This window comes from Roseibium marinum (genome assembly GCF_002906165.1).
Classification (GTDB): Bacteria; Pseudomonadota; Alphaproteobacteria; order Rhizobiales; family Stappiaceae; genus Roseibium; species Roseibium marinum.
This window is the reverse complement of the sequence record NZ_PPCN01000001.1, coordinates 157,910-175,990: the sequence shown is the minus strand read 5'-3', so window position 1 is coordinate 175,990 and position 18,081 is coordinate 157,910. Positions and strand designations below refer to the sequence as shown.

The 18,081-nt window shown below is 59.2% G+C and carries 14 protein-coding genes; 5 read left to right on the top strand and 9 right to left on the bottom strand.

From position 1 onward, the window contains the following. Positions 1-31 precede the first annotated feature (31 nt). Entirely contained in the window at positions 32-1,345 is a 1,314-nt protein-coding gene (gene preA / locus CLV41_RS00820; RefSeq protein WP_103220393.1) for an NAD-dependent dihydropyrimidine dehydrogenase subunit PreA, read from the top strand. A 77-nt stretch (positions 1,346-1,422) separates the two neighbouring features. Here the strand turns inward: preA and CLV41_RS00815 are convergent, their stop codons facing one another. Then, a complete protein-coding gene (locus tag CLV41_RS00815) occupies positions 1,423-3,645 on the bottom strand; it encodes a putative bifunctional diguanylate cyclase/phosphodiesterase (RefSeq protein WP_103220392.1) in 2,223 nt (740 codons plus the stop codon). Between the two features lie 480 nt (positions 3,646-4,125). On the opposite strand from CLV41_RS00815, the gene CLV41_RS00810 reads away from it, so the two are divergent. The 3 genes from CLV41_RS00810 (at position 4,126) to CLV41_RS27390 (ending at position 7,342) form a co-directional block, all read left to right on the top strand. Then, positions 4,126-5,637: a BCCT family transporter gene (locus CLV41_RS00810; protein WP_103220391.1), complete on the top strand. Its 1,512-nt coding sequence runs from the start codon at positions 4,126-4,128 to the stop codon at positions 5,635-5,637. A gap of 498 nt (positions 5,638-6,135) precedes the next feature. Next, on the top strand, positions 6,136-7,071 hold the full coding sequence (locus CLV41_RS00805) for a hypothetical protein (protein WP_103220390.1): 936 nt from the start codon (positions 6,136-6,138) through the stop codon (positions 7,069-7,071). 55 nt (positions 7,072-7,126) lie between these two features. Further along, on the top strand, positions 7,127-7,342 hold the full coding sequence (locus tag CLV41_RS27390) for a hypothetical protein (protein WP_146048468.1): 216 nt from the start codon (positions 7,127-7,129) through the stop codon (positions 7,340-7,342). Between the two features lie 289 nt (positions 7,343-7,631). On the opposite strand, the gene CLV41_RS00800 is transcribed toward CLV41_RS27390, so the two are convergent. After that, on the bottom strand, positions 7,632-8,621 hold the full coding sequence (locus tag CLV41_RS00800) for an ABC transporter substrate-binding protein (RefSeq protein WP_208987220.1): 990 nt from the start codon (positions 8,619-8,621) through the stop codon (positions 7,632-7,634). 460 nt (positions 8,622-9,081) lie between these two features. On the opposite strand from CLV41_RS00800, the gene CLV41_RS00795 reads away from it, so the two are divergent. Beyond that, entirely contained in the window at positions 9,082-9,777 is a 696-nt protein-coding gene (locus CLV41_RS00795; protein WP_103221449.1) for a nitroreductase family protein, read from the top strand. 376 nt (positions 9,778-10,153) lie between these two features. Here CLV41_RS00795 and CLV41_RS00790 read toward each other — a convergent pair whose 3' ends face one another. The 7 genes from CLV41_RS00790 to CLV41_RS00760 are packed head-to-tail and all read right to left on the bottom strand — an operon-like array spanning position 10,154 to position 17,705. Then, positions 10,154-11,989, bottom strand: coding sequence for a V-type ATP synthase subunit A (locus CLV41_RS00790; protein ID WP_103220388.1), 1,836 nt, complete (start codon positions 11,987-11,989; stop codon positions 10,154-10,156). Next, positions 11,986-12,765 carry a hypothetical protein gene (locus CLV41_RS00785; protein WP_103220387.1) on the bottom strand — a complete coding sequence of 260 codons (780 nt, stop codon included), beginning with the start codon at positions 12,763-12,765 and terminating at the stop codon, positions 11,986-11,988. Before CLV41_RS00785 ends, CLV41_RS00790 begins: the two co-directional genes overlap by 4 nt. 2 nt (positions 12,766-12,767) lie before the next feature. Continuing rightward, entirely contained in the window at positions 12,768-13,469 is a 702-nt protein-coding gene (locus CLV41_RS00780) for a hypothetical protein (protein WP_103220386.1), read from the bottom strand. A gap of 9 nt (positions 13,470-13,478) precedes the next feature. After that, on the bottom strand, positions 13,479-13,928 hold the full coding sequence (locus CLV41_RS00775; RefSeq protein ID WP_103220385.1) for an ATP synthase subunit C: 450 nt from the start codon (positions 13,926-13,928) through the stop codon (positions 13,479-13,481). Further along, positions 13,925-15,718 carry a V-type ATP synthase subunit I gene (locus tag CLV41_RS00770; protein WP_103220384.1) on the bottom strand — a complete coding sequence of 598 codons (1,794 nt, stop codon included), beginning with the start codon at positions 15,716-15,718 and terminating at the stop codon, positions 13,925-13,927. Before CLV41_RS00770 ends, CLV41_RS00775 begins: the two co-directional genes overlap by 4 nt. Next, on the bottom strand, positions 15,715-16,338 hold the full coding sequence (locus CLV41_RS00765; protein WP_103220383.1) for a V-type ATP synthase subunit D: 624 nt from the start codon (positions 16,336-16,338) through the stop codon (positions 15,715-15,717). The genes CLV41_RS00770 and CLV41_RS00765 overlap by 4 nt, the downstream gene beginning before the upstream one ends. Further along, positions 16,338-17,705, bottom strand: coding sequence for a V-type ATP synthase subunit B (locus tag CLV41_RS00760; protein WP_103221448.1), 1,368 nt, complete (start codon positions 17,703-17,705; stop codon positions 16,338-16,340). Before CLV41_RS00760 ends, CLV41_RS00765 begins: the two co-directional genes overlap by 1 nt. Positions 17,706-18,081: the final 376 nt, after the last annotated feature.

Below are 18,081 nucleotides of genomic sequence, written 5' to 3'. Positions count from 1 at the left end.
CCCGGCGTTACGCATTTGAGGGAGAGCCGACATGGCTGACTTGCGAACAGAGTTTATCGGCATCAAATCGCCGAACCCGTTCTGGCTGGCCTCCGCGCCGCCGACCGACAAGGAATACAACGTCGTCAGGGCCTTCAAGGCCGGCTGGGGCGGCGTCGTCTGGAAAACGCTGGGCGAAGATCCTCCCGTCGTCAATGTCAACGGACCACGGTATGGCGCCATCCACGGCAAGGACCGGCAGTTGATCGGTCTCAACAATATCGAGCTGATCACCGACCGGCCGCTGGAGGTCAATCTTCGCGAGATCAAGCAGGTCAAGCGCGACTGGCCGGACCGGGCGCTGGTTGTCTCGCTGATGGTCCCGTGCGAGGAGCAGAGCTGGATCGACATCCTGCGCAAGGTGGAGGACACCGGCGCGGACGGTGTCGAGCTCAATTTCGGCTGTCCCCACGGCATGAGCGAACGCGGCATGGGCTCGGCCGTCGGTCAGGTTCCCGAATATATCGAGATGGTGACACGCTGGGTGAAACAGCATTCGCGCATGCCCTGCATCGTCAAGCTGACACCGAACATCACCGATGTCCGCAAGCCTGCCCAGGCCGCCCACGCCGGCGGGGCGGACGCTGTGTCGCTGATCAACACCATCAATTCGATCACGGGTGTCGATCTCGACATGATGTCGCCGTCTCCGACTGTCGATGGCAAGGGAGCTCATGGCGGCTATTGCGGTCCCGCCGTCAAACCGATCGCGCTCAACATGGTGGCGGAGATCGCCCGCGATCCGGTAACCCGCGGCTTGCCGATCTCCGGCATTGGCGGCGTCACCACATGGCGCGACGCCGCCGAGTTCATGGCGCTCGGCGCCGGCACGGTTCAGGTCTGCACCGCGGCCATGACCTACGGATTCAAGGTCGTTCAGGACATGATCGACGGCCTCGGCGACTGGATGGACGAGAAGGGCCACACATCCGTCGATCAGTTCACCGGTGCTGCCGTGCCGAATGTAACCGACTGGCAATATCTCAACCTCAACTACATCGCCAAGGCCAAGATCGATCAGGATCTGTGCATCAAATGCGGCCGCTGCCACATCGCCTGCGAGGACACGTCCCACCAGGCGATCACCAGCATGGTGGACGGTGCACGCAAGTTCGAGGTGATCGACGAGGAATGCGTCGGCTGCAATCTCTGCGTCAATGTCTGTCCGGTCGAGAACTGCATTACCCTGGAGCCGATGGCCGCGGGCAGCATCGATCCGCGCACAAAGCGGCCGGTCGAGAAAGACTATGCCAACTGGACGACGCATCCGAACAACCCGATGGCCGTCAAAGAAGCCGCCGAATAATACCGGCTGTACTCAATAGGGGCCGCAGGCAGGCCGGGATCTGCCTGCGTCTTTTTCAGACGCAAAGGCGCCAACCGTCAGGCGGTGGCACTTTGGCGGAATTGCGAAAGGTCCAGTTCGCTCAGAGGCGCGGGTTTTCCGAACAGATAGCCCTGCAGATATTCGCAACCGGCATCGACGAGAAATTCCTTCTGCGCGGTGGTTTCAACCCCTTCGCCGACGGTTTGCATGCCCATTGCCTTCGCAAGTCCCAACATGGAGCGGACTAGCGTGTCGGCTTCGTCTTCCTGACCGATACGGGAGACGAAACTGCGGTCGATCTTCATCTTGTCGAACCGGAATTTGTGCAGATAGCTCAGGCTTGAGTATCCGGTTCCGAAATCGTCGATGGCAAGCCGGACCCCGAGATCGCGGAGTTTCCGGATCGTGCGAAGCGTCTCAGCGCCTTCTTCCATCAACAGGTCTTCGGTGATTTCCAGTATCAGGCGGTCGGCGGGAAACTCATTTCGCGCCAACAGGTCTCCGACCTGTTCGGCAAAGCCAGGCATCCGGATCTGGCTGGTGCAGACGTTTATGGACACCCCGGCGGTTTCCCAGCCACGAGCCTCGCCAAGGGCGCGCTCAAGCACCCAGGTGCCGATTTCCGGCATCATGCGCGCGTTACGGGCAACAGGCAGGAAGACACCGGGAGAAACCAGCCCGCGCCTTGGATGACGCCACCTGATCAGGGCTTCATAGAAGACGGCTACTTCGGTCCGGGCCGTGACGATCGGCTGATAGAAAAGCTCAAGCTCGTTTTCCCGAATTGCGGAAACCAGGTCTATCCGGAGTTCGCGCTGCTCGCGCAACTGGTCATCCATGCGTTCGTCATAATAACGGAAAGAGTTTTTCTGTTCCTGTTTGCATCGGTGGAGGGCGATATCCGCCGCGCGGATCAGCTCGGGCAGCTTGCGTCCGTGTTCCGGGAAACGCGCGATGCCGGCGCTGCACGAGGTTTCTATCTGCTTGTCTTCAAAGGAGACCGGCAAGCTCAGGATCCGGAACAGTTCCTCGATTTCCGACTGCTGCGGTTTCCCGGCACCCCACCGGTCGGTCAGAATGACGAATTCGTCACCACCGATACGGCCGATCAGCCCGTTCGAACCCAGCACCTGGCGAATACGGCGTGCTTGTTCGACAATCAATTGGTCACCGGCGGCGTGGCCATGAATATCGTTCACCTGCTTCAGATTATCGAGATCGAGATAAATGACGGAGGCGCGATTGCGCAGCGCTGCACGCACCATCAGCCAGTTCGCGGCCAAGGTGTGAAAATAGCCCCTGGATGCAAATCCGGTCATGGAATCGTGATTTGCCGTGTGTCGTGCTTCCTTTTCCCGCCGGGCAAGGCTCCGCCGGGCATGCGCATTCTGGCGCATCGTGACCAGCGCGATCGTCAGTATGATGCCGAGCGAGATCAGCAGGATCGGGATCGAGGACAGGATAATCGAGGACGCCCGGCTCATGGGATACCAGGCAAGGTAGCCAAGAACCTCACCCGCATTGTTGGCGAGTGGAACCGAGATCATTTCGTCCGGGACTTCGGTGACGAATTTCAGGTTGTCCAGCGACAGGCTCGCCAGCAGGTTGCCGAGATGAACCGTGTCGATTTTGAAGATGGTGAGCAGAATGTTCGGCGGGCCGTACGTCATGTCGATCCCGCCCGGATCCGGCACGATCGCAAATGCGGCAGCGATGTTGGGTCTGCCGTCGATTTCGACGATGTCGACGCCCGAGATGTCGCTCAGCTCACCTGCAAAACGGACCTGACCCGCGGACCGGACCAGGCCCTGCCGGTATTTTTTCCGGATGACGGTTAACGTAGCTTCCAGTTGCTCGTCGATCTGGCGGGTGTAAATGTCCGCATTCGTGTGCCCATGTAAATCAGTCGCGAATATGACGTTCCGGTCCTTGTCCAGGACCGCCGTGTAATCGTGCTTGAAATCCAGCGCCATATCCACACCGAAGCGGGACCCGATCCAATCGATCGAAGGGTGGGTCTCGGTGTTTTCATAAGCCGCGTTCGAAGCGGCGTAGCGCTCCATTTCCTTCAGGAGAGCGTGCTTGTGATTTTCAAAGACGCGCGAAACCGACTTGATTTCCCGGGCCGCCGCTTGCCTTTCGGCCACCAGGACTTTGAACAGAACGGCTCCGAAAGAGAAAATGACCGCACAGAACATGAGGAAGATGATGAAGCCGGAAGGAATGCCCAGAATTGCTGGCTTTGGATGCTTTTGCCCGGTCAGAGCCCGCTTATCCATCCCTTCCGCCAAGTTAAGGATGTCTGCTTTTTCAGACAAAACGCGCCTTCCAAAATCATATTCACAGTTTAGATCTGCATATCTATTTTGGAGAGAACCATGAAATAATTTCTGGAGGGTTAAATACGTTAACTCGAAAAGAAACTGGACCGGGAATTCCGTTTTTGTAGGTATTTTTAACTATATTCTTTCTGTAACAATAGTTGTCGCCGCACTTTCCGGCTCCTTGGCGATAACCGGACCCAGGCCTCCGTCCGGTAGTGGTTTCAGCAACTTCTTCCCGATGTTCGCCCGCGTACCGTCAGCCTTTCATCGAAGCCTTCACCAAACCGTTCAGACAATGTCCTGCCAAGCGGGGTCCTGGCAAGCGGGGTCCTGCCAAGCGAGGTCCCGGCAAGCGGGCACAAAAGGCCGGGATTGATTAAACGGAGACGAGGCGCGAAACTGCGGTCCGACTGAACCTGAACACCGGGAAACAGCATGCAAGCCTCACGTTCCTTGCTGACGGCCTCGATTAGCCTGTGCGCCCTGATAGGCCTTTGGGGCGTGATCGACCCGGCGGGCCTGCTTGCCATTGCCAGCACAATCGTCGATCAGTATTTCGTCAGTCGCGGCTGGTTCGTGATGCTGTCGGTCACGCTCATGCTGCTGTTCTGCCTCGGCCTGACCTTCACGAAATTCGGCGACATCCGCCTTGGCGCGGACACGGACCGGCCGGAGTACCCGACACCGACCTGGATCGCCATGCTGTTCGCGGCCGGGATGGGGGTCGGTCTCCTGTTCTGGGCCGTCGCGGAACCGCTGACCCATTACCATTTCGCCAGGGAGGTGTTCCCGGCGCCGATCGCCGCGGAACAAGCCCTGCTTGCCGCCAATTTCAACTGGGGCATTCATGCCTGGGCGATCTACGGAACGACAGCGCTTGCGATTGCCTATTTCAGCTATCGGCGCGGCACGCCGATGCTCGTCAGCGCACCGGTCAAGAACCTGTTTCCGGGAGAACGCTGGGCAATTATCGTCGGCTGGTTCTCCGACTTCATGGCGATTGCCGCCATCGCCATCGGGGTGGCCGGATCGGTCGCCATGGGCGTCTTCCAGGTTGCCGACGGAATTTCCGTTCTCTTCGGAAGTCAGACAGCCGGTCCGGTTCTGATCGGAGCCGTGTTCCTCGTGATGATCGCCGCCTATATTCCGCCGCTCCTGGTGGATCTGGGCAGCGGCATGGCCAGGCTTTCGAACATCGCCATGATACTTGCGATCGCGCTTGTGGGCTACACGATCGTGCTCGGTCCTTCCGAGTATCTCATGAACTCGATCATCGGTGGCATCGGCACCTACATATCCGTTGTGATCCCGCGTGGATTGCAGACCTTCACCTTCTACGGGAACGAGGCCAACATGTGGTTCCGTGACTGGACGCTGACCTACATGGTCTGGTGGATCGCATGGGGCCCATTTGTCGGCGTATTTGTCGCGCGCATCTCCAAGGGCCGCACCATCCGGGAGTTTGTGCTTGGCGTGCTGATCGGGCCGACACTCTTTTCCACCATCTGGTTCGGCGCTTTCGGCGGTGTCGGTCTCTATGAGACCCTCAACGGAAACGGTGAGCTGCTGGCCATGACCCAGACCAGCGTCGAACGCATGACATTCGCCCTGTTTGACCGGCTGCCCTTCGCGACGCTGACAACCCTTGTCACAGTGCTGGCGGCGTTTTTGTTCATCGTCACCAGCGTGGTCAGCGCCGCTTTCGTGCTCGGCACCTTTTCCACGGGCGGAGATCCGAACCCAAGCGTCAGGGTGCGGGTGATCTGGGGCGGTCTGCTTGGCGTTCTGGGGGCGGCCATGATCCTGTCCGGCTCTTTGCAGGCCGTCAAAAAGCTGATTGCCCTTGGGGCCCTGCCCTTTGTCTTCATCACCGTTCTTCTTTTCGCCTGCCTCGTCCGGGCGCTGTTGCAGGACGCGAAAAGGAAGCCAACCCATGCTGATCGGTGACCCACTCGACACGCTGCTCAACCTCGGCACGTTCGCCTTTATCGGCGCCATGATCTGGCTGGTGATGAGGAAAGATCCAGAAGACGGCGATTAATAGGCACCCGTTTGATGGCATTGTCCCGGTTTGCCGGGCGGCGTGACGCGAAGATCCGGGAACGGGGACGCGGATTGGCGATGGAACACCTATCGCGACAACAAAGACTTGTGCCTCCCTGGTCCCGGCTCATGCTTTGCCTGTCCGGGAAGACAACCAAAAACAATTTTCTCCAACATGCCGTTTTGGCGCCACAACTTCCAGACAGACCGATCTTCCTGCTTTTCGGGCAGATCCATCTTTTCAGAGAGCACTATGTAGACGGCATCGAAAGGAGATGCCGATGTCAGCTGAACGGAGCAACTACATTACTGCTCGCATGCAACGTCCGCGTGTAATATCATACCGCCAGTTTTTTAAGTCGTTTTATGAAACCAATTTCGATCAATAGATGGAGGCTTAACATGAGCCATGTTGCCGGTTGGCCATTTGTGCGCAAGCTTGAAGCAGTTTTGAGACGTTCTTTGGATAAGCTCGGTCCCGAGGCGCGCCGCCAAGTCGAAGCAATTCTTACACCGGAGGCACTCGCGATAGTGGCAGCGGTTCTGGTTGCCTGGGTTGCTTCTCATGCATTTGGCGTTGGGGAAATTATTGATATTATACTTGTTGCTGTCGGAGCCGTTGCCATTGGACTGGCGGTTTTCTCCGGCCTCGATCACTTATACGACTTTGCGTCGGGAACTTACAACGCAAGCTCAGAACGGGATCTCGATACCGCGGCTGATCATTTTGCAAAAGCGGTGAGCATCCTGGGAATTCAAGCGGTGCTCGCGGTATTGTTCCGAGGCGCACCGCGAACCTACAAGGGAGGCCGGGCTCCAGTGGGTTCTGCACCTGCACGGACGCCGGGTCTTCGCTACAAGCCAACTATTCAGCCTTCATCGACGCTAAAAGCCGGTACGGGCAGCACCAGCATGTGGGGCAACATCGTCGTTAGTATCCGCGGTACAGTAAACGACCAGCGAATTGTTCTGCTACATGAAAAAGTGCACCAGTTCCTTACGCCCAGGCTCTATCTGCTGCGTCAATTCCGCGTCGAAAGCCGGGCAGGATCCTACATGCGTTCCTCCCTGAGGCGATATCTGGAGGAAGCGCTTGCTGAAACGGTGGCACAGATAGGAGTGAGTGGTTTCCGGCAGTTTTTTACCGGGATTAAATTTCCGGTGCAGCAGGGATATGTTTATCTGGTCCGGGGTGGCGGTTATAATTCCGCGTTTACCGGCTCCGGTATTTTGACTGAAACGGCGGGTTTGATTGCCAGCGGAATTCTGATTGAAAGCATCGAATTCGACATATGGTTCGATCCTGCCAAACCGGTTTTACCAACCGAGGAGCACTGATACCGTGTTGGGTAAATTAGTTCAGTGGTTATCACGCCGCCCCACGCGCCCGGTATTGACGCGCCTGACTGAAGACGAAGCCCGGGCACTTGCGCAAACGGCCCTTGTGAACGAAGCCAATTCGGAAAATCTGGTTCTGGTTTCCCTGGAAACGGTGGAGACCGGTCCGGTGTGGATATTTCAGACGGCGACAATTGGCGCCCAGTGGGAGGTAAGGATCGAGGATCAGACCGGATCAGTCCTTGGCGTAAAACGGCTTGGCCTCAGATAGGAGCACCACCAGCCAGGATAAGTCGAGAGGGCGCTATGACGTTGTTGCACAGGCGGTCCGGGGTCTGGGTTCAGGTGTCTGGTTTTCTATTGCGTTGAAGTTTTTTGCATACCGTTCAAATTTCACCGTGCGCGTCGGCACAAGGTTCTGAAATCGAAGCAGCGCGTCACCAATTGACGCGAATAAAATGAAAGCCTGCGACGACAAGCAGGTTTGGACTCCGTCAAACAACTGAGGCCGCCCCGAAGGACGGCCTCTCTCTGGCTGCAAGCGTTACTTGAAGTGTCGCTCAGAGCTTGTCGGTAACCGCCGTGGAGGTGGCGCCTTCCGGCTCTTTGGTGATGACCGGGTCGGAGCCGCCGGCCAGCAGCGACTTCACGGTGCGCTCATAGGCTTCCATGTCGAGCGTGCCGTCGGAACCGTCGACCAGCTTGTTGATCTCGCCGACCATGCGGATCTGGTGCTTTTCGGTCTGGGCACCGGTGGCATCGTTTTCAAGAACGATTTCCGCAGCCTCTTCCGGGTTCTCGGCGGCATAGGCCCAACCCTTCATGGATGCCTTCACGAAACGCGCCAGCTTATCGACCATGGCCGGGTCATCCAGGCTGGATTCCAGCACGTAAAGCCCGTCTTCCAACGTCGCGACACCCTGGTCCTCGTATTTGAAGACGATCAGGTCTTCTTCCGGGATACCGGCATCTATCACCTGCCAGTATTCATTGTAGGTCATGGTGGAGATGCAGTCGGCCTGCTTCTGCAGCAGCGGGTCGACGTTGAAGCCCTGTTTCAGCACGGTTACTCCGCCGTCACTGCCATCGGTCGGGATGCCGAGGTGGCTCATCCAGGACAGGAACGGATATTCGTTGCCGAAGAACCAGACGCCAAGGGTCCGGCCCTTGAAATCTTCCGGAGATGTAATGCCGGATTCCTTCAGGCAGGTCAGCATCATGCCGGACTTCTTGAACGGCTGGGCGATGTTGACGAGCGGCACGCCCTTTTCGCGCGACGCCAGCGCCGACGGCATCCAGTCGATGATCACATCGGCTCCGCCACCGGCGATCACCTGCGGAGGCGCGATGTCCGGACCGCCCGGCTTGATGGTCACATCGAGGCCTTCCTCGTCGTAGAAGCCCTTGTCTTCCGCCACATAGTAGCCGGCAAACTGACCTTGCGTGACCCATTTGAGCTGCAGCGTCAGTTCGTCCGCGGCCTGCGCCGCACCCGAGGTCAGGCCCGCTCCCAAAACGGACGCGAGCGCCAGACTTTTCAATGCCTTCATTGCCATTCCCCTACTTGTTACGGGCAGAGCCAACCGGCCCGCCCTCTCTGGAACTTATCAACCTTTTGACGGTCCGGTCTCGCGGCGCTTCCCATACGCCATGCCGGCTTCCTGTACCTCGACCGCAACCCGAACATTCCGCGTTTTCTGGAAAGCGGTGTGCCCCGGTCACTTTGAAATTGCCCGGGCATTTGCTTGCTTACACCCATCGCTGACCAATTGGTCAAGAAAATCTAGGAAGCTGCCGTGTCGTTGGTCAAGGTTATTTTTTCATCAGGCCTATTTAGATATCCTGATCAGTGATTTTATACCCTCGCGCCAGGTTGTCTCGGCATTGCTGAATTTTTTATTGCCTGACGTGCCGGTATCTGGTCCATACTTTCTCCGCTCACAAGGGAGGAGATTGGCGGAACTGCGCGGCACTATCCGCAGTGTGGACAATGCCAATGGACAACGATTCATGATCACAAAAGCTCCTTTGGACTATCAGCCGCTGCCCTTGCCGGACCGGAGGCAGTTTACCGACATGGAAATGCAGACACGGGCCGACGCATTTCTGGAGGACGTCCGCACACGGCACACCGTGAGGGAATTCACAGACCGCCCGGTAGATCGGACGGTGATCGAGACCTGTGTCCGGGCAGCTGGCACCGCCCCGAGCGGGGCCAATCACCAGCCGTGGCATTTCGTGGCGATTTCCAGCGCCGAGCTGAAACGCAAGATCCGCGAAGCAGCGGAAGAAGAAGAACGCCGCTTCTACGATGGTGGCGCCGGAGACGCGTGGATAAAGGCCCTCGAGCCAATCGGTACCAACGCCGACAAGCCGCATCTGGAAATCGCACCGTGGCTGATCGTGATCTTCGCCCAGCGCTGGGGCACCTATGACGACGGCACCCGCTATAAGCATTATTATGTTCCGGAGAGCGTCGGCATCGCGACAGGTCTGCTGATCACGGCCCTCCATCATGCCGGGCTGTCGACGTTGACCCATACGCCGAACCCGATGAAATTTCTCAACGAGATCCTGGATCGGCCGGAGGCGGAGAAACCGGTGATGATCCTCGCCGTCGGCCATCCGGACGAAGACGCGACGGTGCCCGCAGTTGCCAAGATCAAAAAACCACTTGAGGAAATCCTGAGCGTGTTCGAGGGGTGAACGCGCGGAGCCTTAATTAGGCCCACTCAAACAATCCTATGCATATCCCAAGTCAGCGCGACAATCATCTCTTACAACCTAAGTACCATCATCACTTAAACTCCAAAGCCAAAAGTAAAATGACTCGACCAAATTGTGAAACGGGATTTATTTGGGGGACATACATTTTTCTTCTTATCTGCATTTTTGTTTATTACTTTTACAAAAATCCAGAAAATTTGTTGAACGGCTGGTATCCTGTTTACCCGTGGAACACGAAGAAATTCCTCGCTTTTATCGTCGTGTGTTACGTATGCCCTTTTTCAGGGTACTACCTAGCCAACTATTTTGAGAAAACTCTCTGCAATGCGTAGTCAGCGAAGACCGAAGGAAAACTTCACGCCGGCACATGCCGCGGAGCGGACCTCACATTTTCGCAGATTTTCTCAAGCAGATCCCTGCGGTCCTGACTGCCGTCCGCGGCATAATTGAGGTTCCTGAACAGGGATGTCTGTTCGGTGAAGAACCGCCGGACCGCGTCCTTGCCGTCAAAGGCGAAGCCGGTTCTGGCGATCTTGTAGACCAGATCGAACGTTTCCTGCTGGCGCGCCAGGGGCGCGGACACGTCCACATCGTCAAAGGCATCCTGCTGAAGATAGACCATGTCGAGAAACAGCGCCTTCTGCTGCAGGACAAAATCCTCGGTCGAAACGCCTTCCTCCCCGGTCACCTGCATCATGCGGTTGATTTCATCCCCCTTTTTGAGCAGGTCGATCATTTCCTCCACCCTGGGCACCCAATCGGGGCCGATATTCTTGTCATACCATGCTGCGAGCTGGGTGTGATAGCGAGACCAGGACAGCAGGGGATCCACCGCGGGATAGAAGCGCTTGTAGGCGCGTTCGGAGGACAGGCCCAGGAATGTCTTGACCGTGCCGAGCGTCGACTGGGTGACCGGTTCCTCGAAGTTGCCGCCTGCGGGCGAGACCGTGCCGATCATGGTGAGACTGCCGGTTTCCCCGGTCGCGGTTCTCAGGACACCGGCGCGCTCATAGACACCCTTGATCGCGGAATCCAGATAGGCCGGGAAAGCTTCCTCTCCCGGGATCTCCTCGAGACGCCCTGAGGTTTCGCGCATCGCCTGCGCCCAGCGCGAGGTGCTGTCGGCGATCAGCAGAACATCATAGCCCATCTGGCGATAGTATTCGCCCAGCGTGATACCGGTATAGATAGACGCTTCGCGTGCGGCGACGGGCATGGAAGACGTGTTGCAGATGATAACCGTCCGGTCCATCAGCGTGCCGTGGCCGGAAGGGTCCGGCTGCTGCGGGAATTCGGTGATGGTCTCGACAACCTCGCCGGCGCGCTCGCCGCAGGCAACGACGATGACGATATTGACCGCAGAGAAGCGCGATATCAGCGACTGGAGCACCGTCTTGCCGGCGCCGAACGGACCTGGGATACAGCCCATGCCACCGCGTGCTATCGGAAAGAACGTATCGATCAGACGCAGGGTGGTGATCAGGGGTTCGTTCGGATAGAGCCGTTCGCATTGTCCCGACCTGACCAGTTTTTCGGGAATGGCGCGGCGCACCGGCCAGTGCTGGACCATGGTCAGGTCGCGGGTCTCGCCCCGCTCATTGCGGAGTGTGGCGACAACCTCGTTGATCGTGAAGGCGCCTTCGCGGACCCGCTCAACCGTCCAGTTTCCGGTGAGGGAAAACGGAACCATGATCTTGTGCTCGAAGCGTCCTTCAGGAACCGTGCCGAGCGTATCGCCGGCCCTGACCGGATCACGGGACTTGACCTTGGGTTCGAAGGCCCATTTGCGATTCTGGTCGAGCGCGTTGGTCAGAACGCCGCGCGGCAGGAAGAAGCCGTATTCGGCGGCAATATCCGCAAGCGGGTTCTGCAGACCGTCGAACACCGTGCTGAGCAGGCCCGGTCCGAGCGCCACGGAGAGCATCTCGCCGCTCTGGATCACCCGGTCGCCGACACGCACGCCGGCGGTGCTTTCAAAGACCTGTGCCTCTGCCGTGCTGCCGCGCACGCGCAGCACTTCCGCCTTCAGATACTCACGCGGCTTGCCGTCCCGTTCCGGACCATGGGGAATGATATAAACCACTTCGTTCTTGATCAGCGGCGCATCGTCGAGCGGGGCGAGTGTCACAAGGTCGTCCTGCACGGCGACGATCCGGGCGGTCGGTTCGGGAAGCTGAGCGTGACTGGTCATGAAAGGGTTTCCTGAAGGGCTGAAGAGGCGTCCGCGAATAAACCCTGGCCGGGAGGAGGTTCGTCGGCGGCCATCCCATCCAGCTCGCTGGGGCCACCGGGCGCGTTGGGGCCACCGAGCGCGGCAGTCACCAGAAGCTGCAGCCGCTCCCGGGCCGCATCCTCGCTGTAACGCGACCAGCGCTCGACGATGACCCAGCGCAGCACATAGATCGCCACCGCCTCGAAATCGAACTCGTGCAGCATGCCGTAGTGGTCGAGTTGACGGAAAATCTGGGTCAGGCTGAGGCGCTCCATCGCGATATGATTGCCGGATTGCATCAGGCGGTGCGCTTCCGCGACCCAGGGCATGAAATTGCCGAGGCCGAGTCCCGGATCGCTCCAGTGGTTCGCGATCCGGCCGCACCAGCGGCCGAAGCCCCAGTTTTCAATGTCGCCGGCGGTTTCCTGACCGTCCCGGCGGCGGCGGAGCGCGGCGATCACGGTGCGTGTCTCCATGCGTGCGCCAACCAGATGCTGAAGGTCGGGGTAATCCTTCAGATCCCCTATTACTTCCCTGGCACGGCGGAGCACCTCGCTGTCGAGGCTATAGCGGGCGACGCCCGCCCAGGCGGTCACTTCCACCAATTCCCGCAACAGGCGCAGGTGATCGGGCCGAAGCATCGACAGCCTTTGCTTCAATCGGAATTCGGAAATCGGCACCTCCTTCCGGGTGAACATCTTCCCCAGATGCGGCAGGCTGGTGACCAGCATGATGTATTGGTGCGGCCGGGACATCGTTACCTCAGGACCCCTTCCATGATGGCACGCAGACGTGGCTGCAGATGCCGTTTCAGGAGAGCCGCGATCGCTTCTTCGGTAAGATCGATGGAAACGTCCCTGTCCGTGAGCTTGACCTTTATGCCGTCGAAACCCGGCGCGGTGGAAAAGGTCACGCCTTCGCGCAGGACGTCTCCGGCAAGCGCGATGACAAAATGCGTCAAGGTGCCGGGCTCAACCGCTTCCGGCGACTGTCTCAGCTCCTCGAACGAGACGACCTTTTCCGGCAGTACGATTTCCATCGGCTCGGTTTCGCTGACGGAAGCGTTCTCCCTGGCATTGGCCGCCATGGCCAGAATGAGATTCCGCAGGAAGGCTTCATCGGCAAGCGTCGTTGCCACCAGACGGCCCGCTTCCTGCTGGATACGCTCGCCGAGTTCGTTGCGCAGGCTCAGAACCAGGTCGCGGGTCGCGACTTTCAGACCATCCTCGGTCGCCGCCTTCTCCTTAACCGCCTCGGCGCGCGCCTCCGCCAGCAGCCTTTCGGCTTTTTTCTGAGCCGCGGATACGATTTCTTCCGCCTTCGCCCTGGCCTTGGCGAGAATTTCCTCGCCCTCGGACTGTCCGGCGGCAACGCCTTCGGCTTTCAGGCGCTCGATCAGCGCCTGGACACCGGCGCCTGCGGCATTTTCAAGATCATCCGCCGCGTCATGTTTGGACATTACCGCCTCCTAAGCCGGGATCGAACCCGCCAGAACCAATGCGAACACCAGTGCGAAAACCGAGAAGCCTTCCAGCACCGCGGCGGGAGCCAGCGATATCCCGAAGATCTCCGGCTTGGCCTTGGAGGCGTTGATGGCGGAGGCGAGCACCTCTCCCTGGCGGATCCCGGTCAACAGCATCGTGGCCCCTGAGAGAACCCCGATCGCGAAAAGCGCCGCTCCGTTCGCCGCGTCGATGCTGGATCGCTGAAGAGAAAACATGATCACGATGCCGTAGATCACCTGGGAGGACGGCATCAGCGACACGCCGACAAACCGGCCGTAGCCTCCATCGCTGTCCAGCATTGCACCGATGGCGGCGCTGCCGGCGAGCGTGCACCCCCAGGAACTGCCGATCGCTCCAAACGCGACAGGCGCGTAAAGTCCGAACCAACCGAGAACCACAATGAATTCGTTCACAGGCGTGTCTCCTCTTTCCTGAAGGGACGGAAGGGGGTGCCTTCGTCTTTCAGACCCCAATTGAAAAATTCTATGACATTCAGCCGCAAGCCGTGCACGCAGCCGGCAATCAGCCCGAGCCCGATATTGATCGCGTGCCCGACGGCCAGAACCAGAATGGCAATCAGTATCCCGACACCGGGAACCGCATCGTTCAACTGACCCGACAGGGTGTTGATCGTCTCGCCGAGCGAGGCCGCCGCCAGCCCCAGCGCGAAGAGACGCATGTAGCTGAGGACGTCGGAAAACATATTGATAAACCGGGCAAGCGACGTGAGCCCGTCGAAGACGCGCAAGACGCCCGCCTTCAGGGAGTTGACCTTGCGGTCGCTGCCGAAGATCCCCACGACCAGGAGACCGACGATCACCGCTGCCGGTCCGGCCTTGTCCAGCAGGGTGCCCTGGCCAAGAAAGGTGGCCAGTCCACCGAGCGCCACGAGGCACCAGCCGACGGGCTGGAGCCGGCCACTCAGCGTTTTTTCATGGCAGGCGCGCATGAGATTGGCCAGAACCACGTGCAGGACACCGATGGTGAGCGTGATTTTCATCATCGCATCGACATTCTTCAGGGGCAGCACATTGAGATGCGCGAGAAAACTCCCCTCTGGTGGCTCCACGCCGAAATAACTCCCCGTGGCCACGCCGAAAGCGGCGGTGGACACCGAGAGCCAGACGGACATCGAGAACATTCGCCGGCCAAGGGCCGAGCCGGCGAAACGCTTGCGGAACAGGAAAAGCAGCAGCAGCAGCAACAGGCCGTAACCCGCGTCCGTCATGATCATGCCGAAGAAGACGATAAACGAGACATAGACGACCGGGGACGGGTCCCAGTCGCGGTAGCCGGGCGTCTGGTAGAACTCGACCAGATCCTCCCCGGCGGCGACGGACGGATCGTTTTCCAGAAGTGTCGGCGGCGCGTCGTTTTCCGAAACCTCATCGAACAGCGCCGCAACGCCGAGCTGACCGGCCAGATCCCTTACCGTCGCGATCCGGTCGTGCCGCGCCCAGGCCTGAAGCACAAATACGCGGTCGGTGTCGGCCGTCTCGAGAGCGGCGCGGCGGCGGGCGGAATGGTCGCGAGCGGCGGCCAGGTTCCGCGCCAGGACATAGCGCCATTTCGTCAGGGCCTGCCGCTCGAGCTGCAACTCCTCGAGATCGATGACCGCTTCTTCATAACTGTGTTTCAGGGTCGACAGAGATTCAGCGCCGACATGCACCCGCGGCACCGGCATGGCGCCGACCGGCGGCTCTTCAGGCGCCAGGAGCACGATATAGGCGCGGTACCTGTCCTTGTGCACAATCTCCAGAACCTTGCCGGAGGTATCGATGTTGCTGAGCTTTGCAAGCGGCACGACATAGAACCACAACCGGTTGTCGCCGATCTCCGCGAGATCGGAAAAGCTGAATTCTCCCCAGGGTTCGACATCCTGGATGCGCCGGTCGAGCTTGGCGACAAGATCCTCGCAGTCTTTCATCGCACTGCGGTTCTTCCGGGTCTGCACGACGACGCTTTCGAGATCGAAACGGTCCGGGTCGGTGACCGGGCGGCGCTGGGAAGGACAGGCCACCAGCCACCGCAGCGCTTCAACCGCTTCCCGGCCACCGCCGGGAGGAACGGCTTCCAGCTCCTTTTGCGCCGAGGCAAGCGGGATAAGATGCAGGGCGCCGAAGCGCTGTGTGGCTTCCAGAACCGTGTCCTTGTCGTCCAGAACGCCGATCAGGCTCACCTTGACAAGGGGCACGATACTCATAGTTCGGCCATCCTTGCCCCGGCTGCGCGGGCGGCCGTCTTGCGTTTGGAGATCTTCGCGCGCACCACCGCGTCGCGCTCCGCATCCGCCAGGGCCATGCGGATTTTCCTGATGTTGCGCGCAGCCTGCGGAATGAGCACCTTCTCGAACAGATTGACCCGCCGCGAAATCACGGCCTCCGCCTCCAGCAGACGCTTCACCCGCTCTGTGGCGACTTCAAGCTCCAGGCTCAGCCGCAACAGGTCCCGCATACCCTTCACATAAGGATCGACCCAGTGGGGGCGTGCCAGCAGGGAATAGGGTCTGGTTTCGAGCTCGACGTCTTCAAGCGTCGGCAAAATGGTTCCGGAAAGATTCTGCTCTCCCCTGACCAGCTTCCTGATCGTTACCAGGCCCTGGAGAGGCACAAGTCTGTTGGCGAGCATCGGCAGCGATGCGGCGATGTCATCGAAACTCCGCCGATATTCCTCATCCAGCCGCTTCAGCGTATCCTTGGCCTTGGCACGCTCCGCGACGATCTGAAGGCGCTTGAGCTCCAGCGAAGGCAGGAAGCGATTATACTCCGCCAGCTGCGCGCTTTCCCTGGCAAGGGACGATTTGTTGAGCGCCAGCCTTGCCATCAGGCGGCCTCCCCGTCAGCGGATTTCACCGGCGGCGCCCTGTCCGGAAGGTACTTGTCGATCAGCGCCTGCTTCATGAGAAGCTGGTCGGGTTCGAAGCATTCCGCCAGGGTCCGCCAACACAGATCCAGCGCCTCCTCCAGCGGTTTCGACACCTCGATATCCATGAAACGCTCTCGGAACAGGGCGCCGAATTTCAGCAGTTGCCGGTCATAGTCCGACAATTCGAAGGCCATCGACTGTTTCTGTTCCGCGTCCCGCGCCCCGGAATAAAACCGGATCATGGTATTCATGATCTGGTTGTGATCCTCGCGGGTCACCTTGCCGATCACATGCTGCTTCAGGCGGGAGAGCGAACCGAAGGGATCGATGACGCCGCTGTGCAGGTAGAACTGGCCCTCAGTGATGTAGCCGGTGTTGTCGGGCACGGGATGGGTCACATCATTGCCGGGCATGGTTGTGACTGTCAGGATTGTGACCGAGCCCGCCCCTTTGAAATCACAGGCTTTTTCGTAGCGGCGGGCGAGCTGGGAATAGAGATCGCCCGGATAGCCGCGGTTCGCCGGGACCCGCTCCATGGCGATGGAGACTTCCTTCAGCGCATCCGCGAAGGCGGTCATGTCGGTCAGCAGCACAAGGACGCGCTTGCCTTCCTCGACCGCGAATTTCTCCGCAACCGCCAGCACCATGTCCGGAACCTGCAGTCGCTCGACCACCGGATCGGACGCCTGGTTGATGTACATCACCGTGCGGGGAAAGACACCGGCGTCCTCGAACTGTTTGCGGAAGAAGGCATAGTCGTCGAAAATCAGGCCAAGCCCGCCGAAGACGACGATATCGGCGTCGGCCTGAATTCCGATACGCGCCAGAAAGGGATTGTAGGGCTCGCCCGATACGGAGAAGATCGGGATCTTCTGGCTTTCCACCAGGCAATTGAAGACATCGATCATCGGCACGTCGGTGCGGATCAGGCGCGAGGCCAGAACGCGCTTCATCGGGTTGGCGGAAGGACCGCCGAGCGGAACGGACGGATCGCTCGAAAGGTCCGGCCCCCGGTCGATGGGTTGACCGGCACCGTCGAACACCCGGCCAAGGATATTGCCCGAATAGGTGACCTTCGCCGGCTCGCCCAGAAAACGGACAGAAGCGTTGTTCGCCAGTCCCTTGGTGCCGGAATTCACCTGAAGGGACACCATTTCGCCGTCAATATTGATGACCTGCGCGAGAGAAGTGTTGCCGTTGCCTGGATCCACCAGCGCCAGATCGCCCAGACACGGGCGCCCCTCCGACCCCGGCCTTGAGGACGACACCGCAATCCGGATGATATCGCCGACGATATCGATAATTCGGCTATGGGAGACCAGCATCATCGCCCCCTGGGGATTAGGTCACGGACACATAAAGGGCGTGAACGGCATCGAACATCAGGCGTTTCGGAACCTTTATCACCACTTAGCGGCAATCCATCTTAGGCGGGTTCTTGAGGTCTCTACACTCAAACAGATCCGGCAAACCATCAATGCCGGTCAACCCGCATGAGGTTAAACAGGATATTTTCGCGCGCATATGACCTGTATCAATCAACGGAACCGTTCGGCCGGCGGCGTTCTGCCGACGCAGATATTACATGTTGCAAGGCCCGGCCGGCCCTTCCGGGCGAAATGCGCCAGCGCGGCAATCCATAAAGAGTCTCGAAAAACAAATTTCTCTTCCCTTACGGAAATTTACCTTTTCCGAAAATAC

Bases quoted from the DNA above. Each gene is read 5' to 3' on its own strand.
- preA (WP_103220393.1), top strand. From the start codon at position 32: ATGGCTGACTTGCGAACAGAGTTTATCGGCATCAAATCGCCGAACCCG.
- CLV41_RS00815 (WP_103220392.1), bottom strand. From the start codon at position 3,645: ATGGATAAGCGGGCTCTGACCGGGCAAAAGCATCCAAAGCCAGCAATT.
- CLV41_RS00810 (WP_103220391.1), top strand. From the start codon at position 4,126: ATGCAAGCCTCACGTTCCTTGCTGACGGCCTCGATTAGCCTGTGCGCC.
- CLV41_RS00805 (WP_103220390.1), top strand. From the start codon at position 6,136: ATGAGCCATGTTGCCGGTTGGCCATTTGTGCGCAAGCTTGAAGCAGTT.
- CLV41_RS00800 (WP_208987220.1), bottom strand. From the start codon at position 8,621: ATGAAGGCATTGAAAAGTCTGGCGCTCGCGTCCGTTTTGGGAGCGGGC.
- CLV41_RS00795 (WP_103221449.1), top strand. From the start codon at position 9,082: ATGATCACAAAAGCTCCTTTGGACTATCAGCCGCTGCCCTTGCCGGAC.
- CLV41_RS00790 (WP_103220388.1), bottom strand. From the start codon at position 11,989: ATGACCAGTCACGCTCAGCTTCCCGAACCGACCGCCCGGATCGTCGCC.
- CLV41_RS00785 (WP_103220387.1), bottom strand. From the start codon at position 12,765: ATGTCCCGGCCGCACCAATACATCATGCTGGTCACCAGCCTGCCGCAT.
- CLV41_RS00780 (WP_103220386.1), bottom strand. From the start codon at position 13,469: ATGTCCAAACATGACGCGGCGGATGATCTTGAAAATGCCGCAGGCGCC.
- CLV41_RS00770 (WP_103220384.1), bottom strand. From the start codon at position 15,718: ATGAGTATCGTGCCCCTTGTCAAGGTGAGCCTGATCGGCGTTCTGGAC.
- CLV41_RS00765 (WP_103220383.1), bottom strand. From the start codon at position 16,338: ATGGCAAGGCTGGCGCTCAACAAATCGTCCCTTGCCAGGGAAAGCGCG.
- CLV41_RS00760 (WP_103221448.1), bottom strand. From the start codon at position 17,705: ATGCTGGTCTCCCATAGCCGAATTATCGATATCGTCGGCGATATCATC.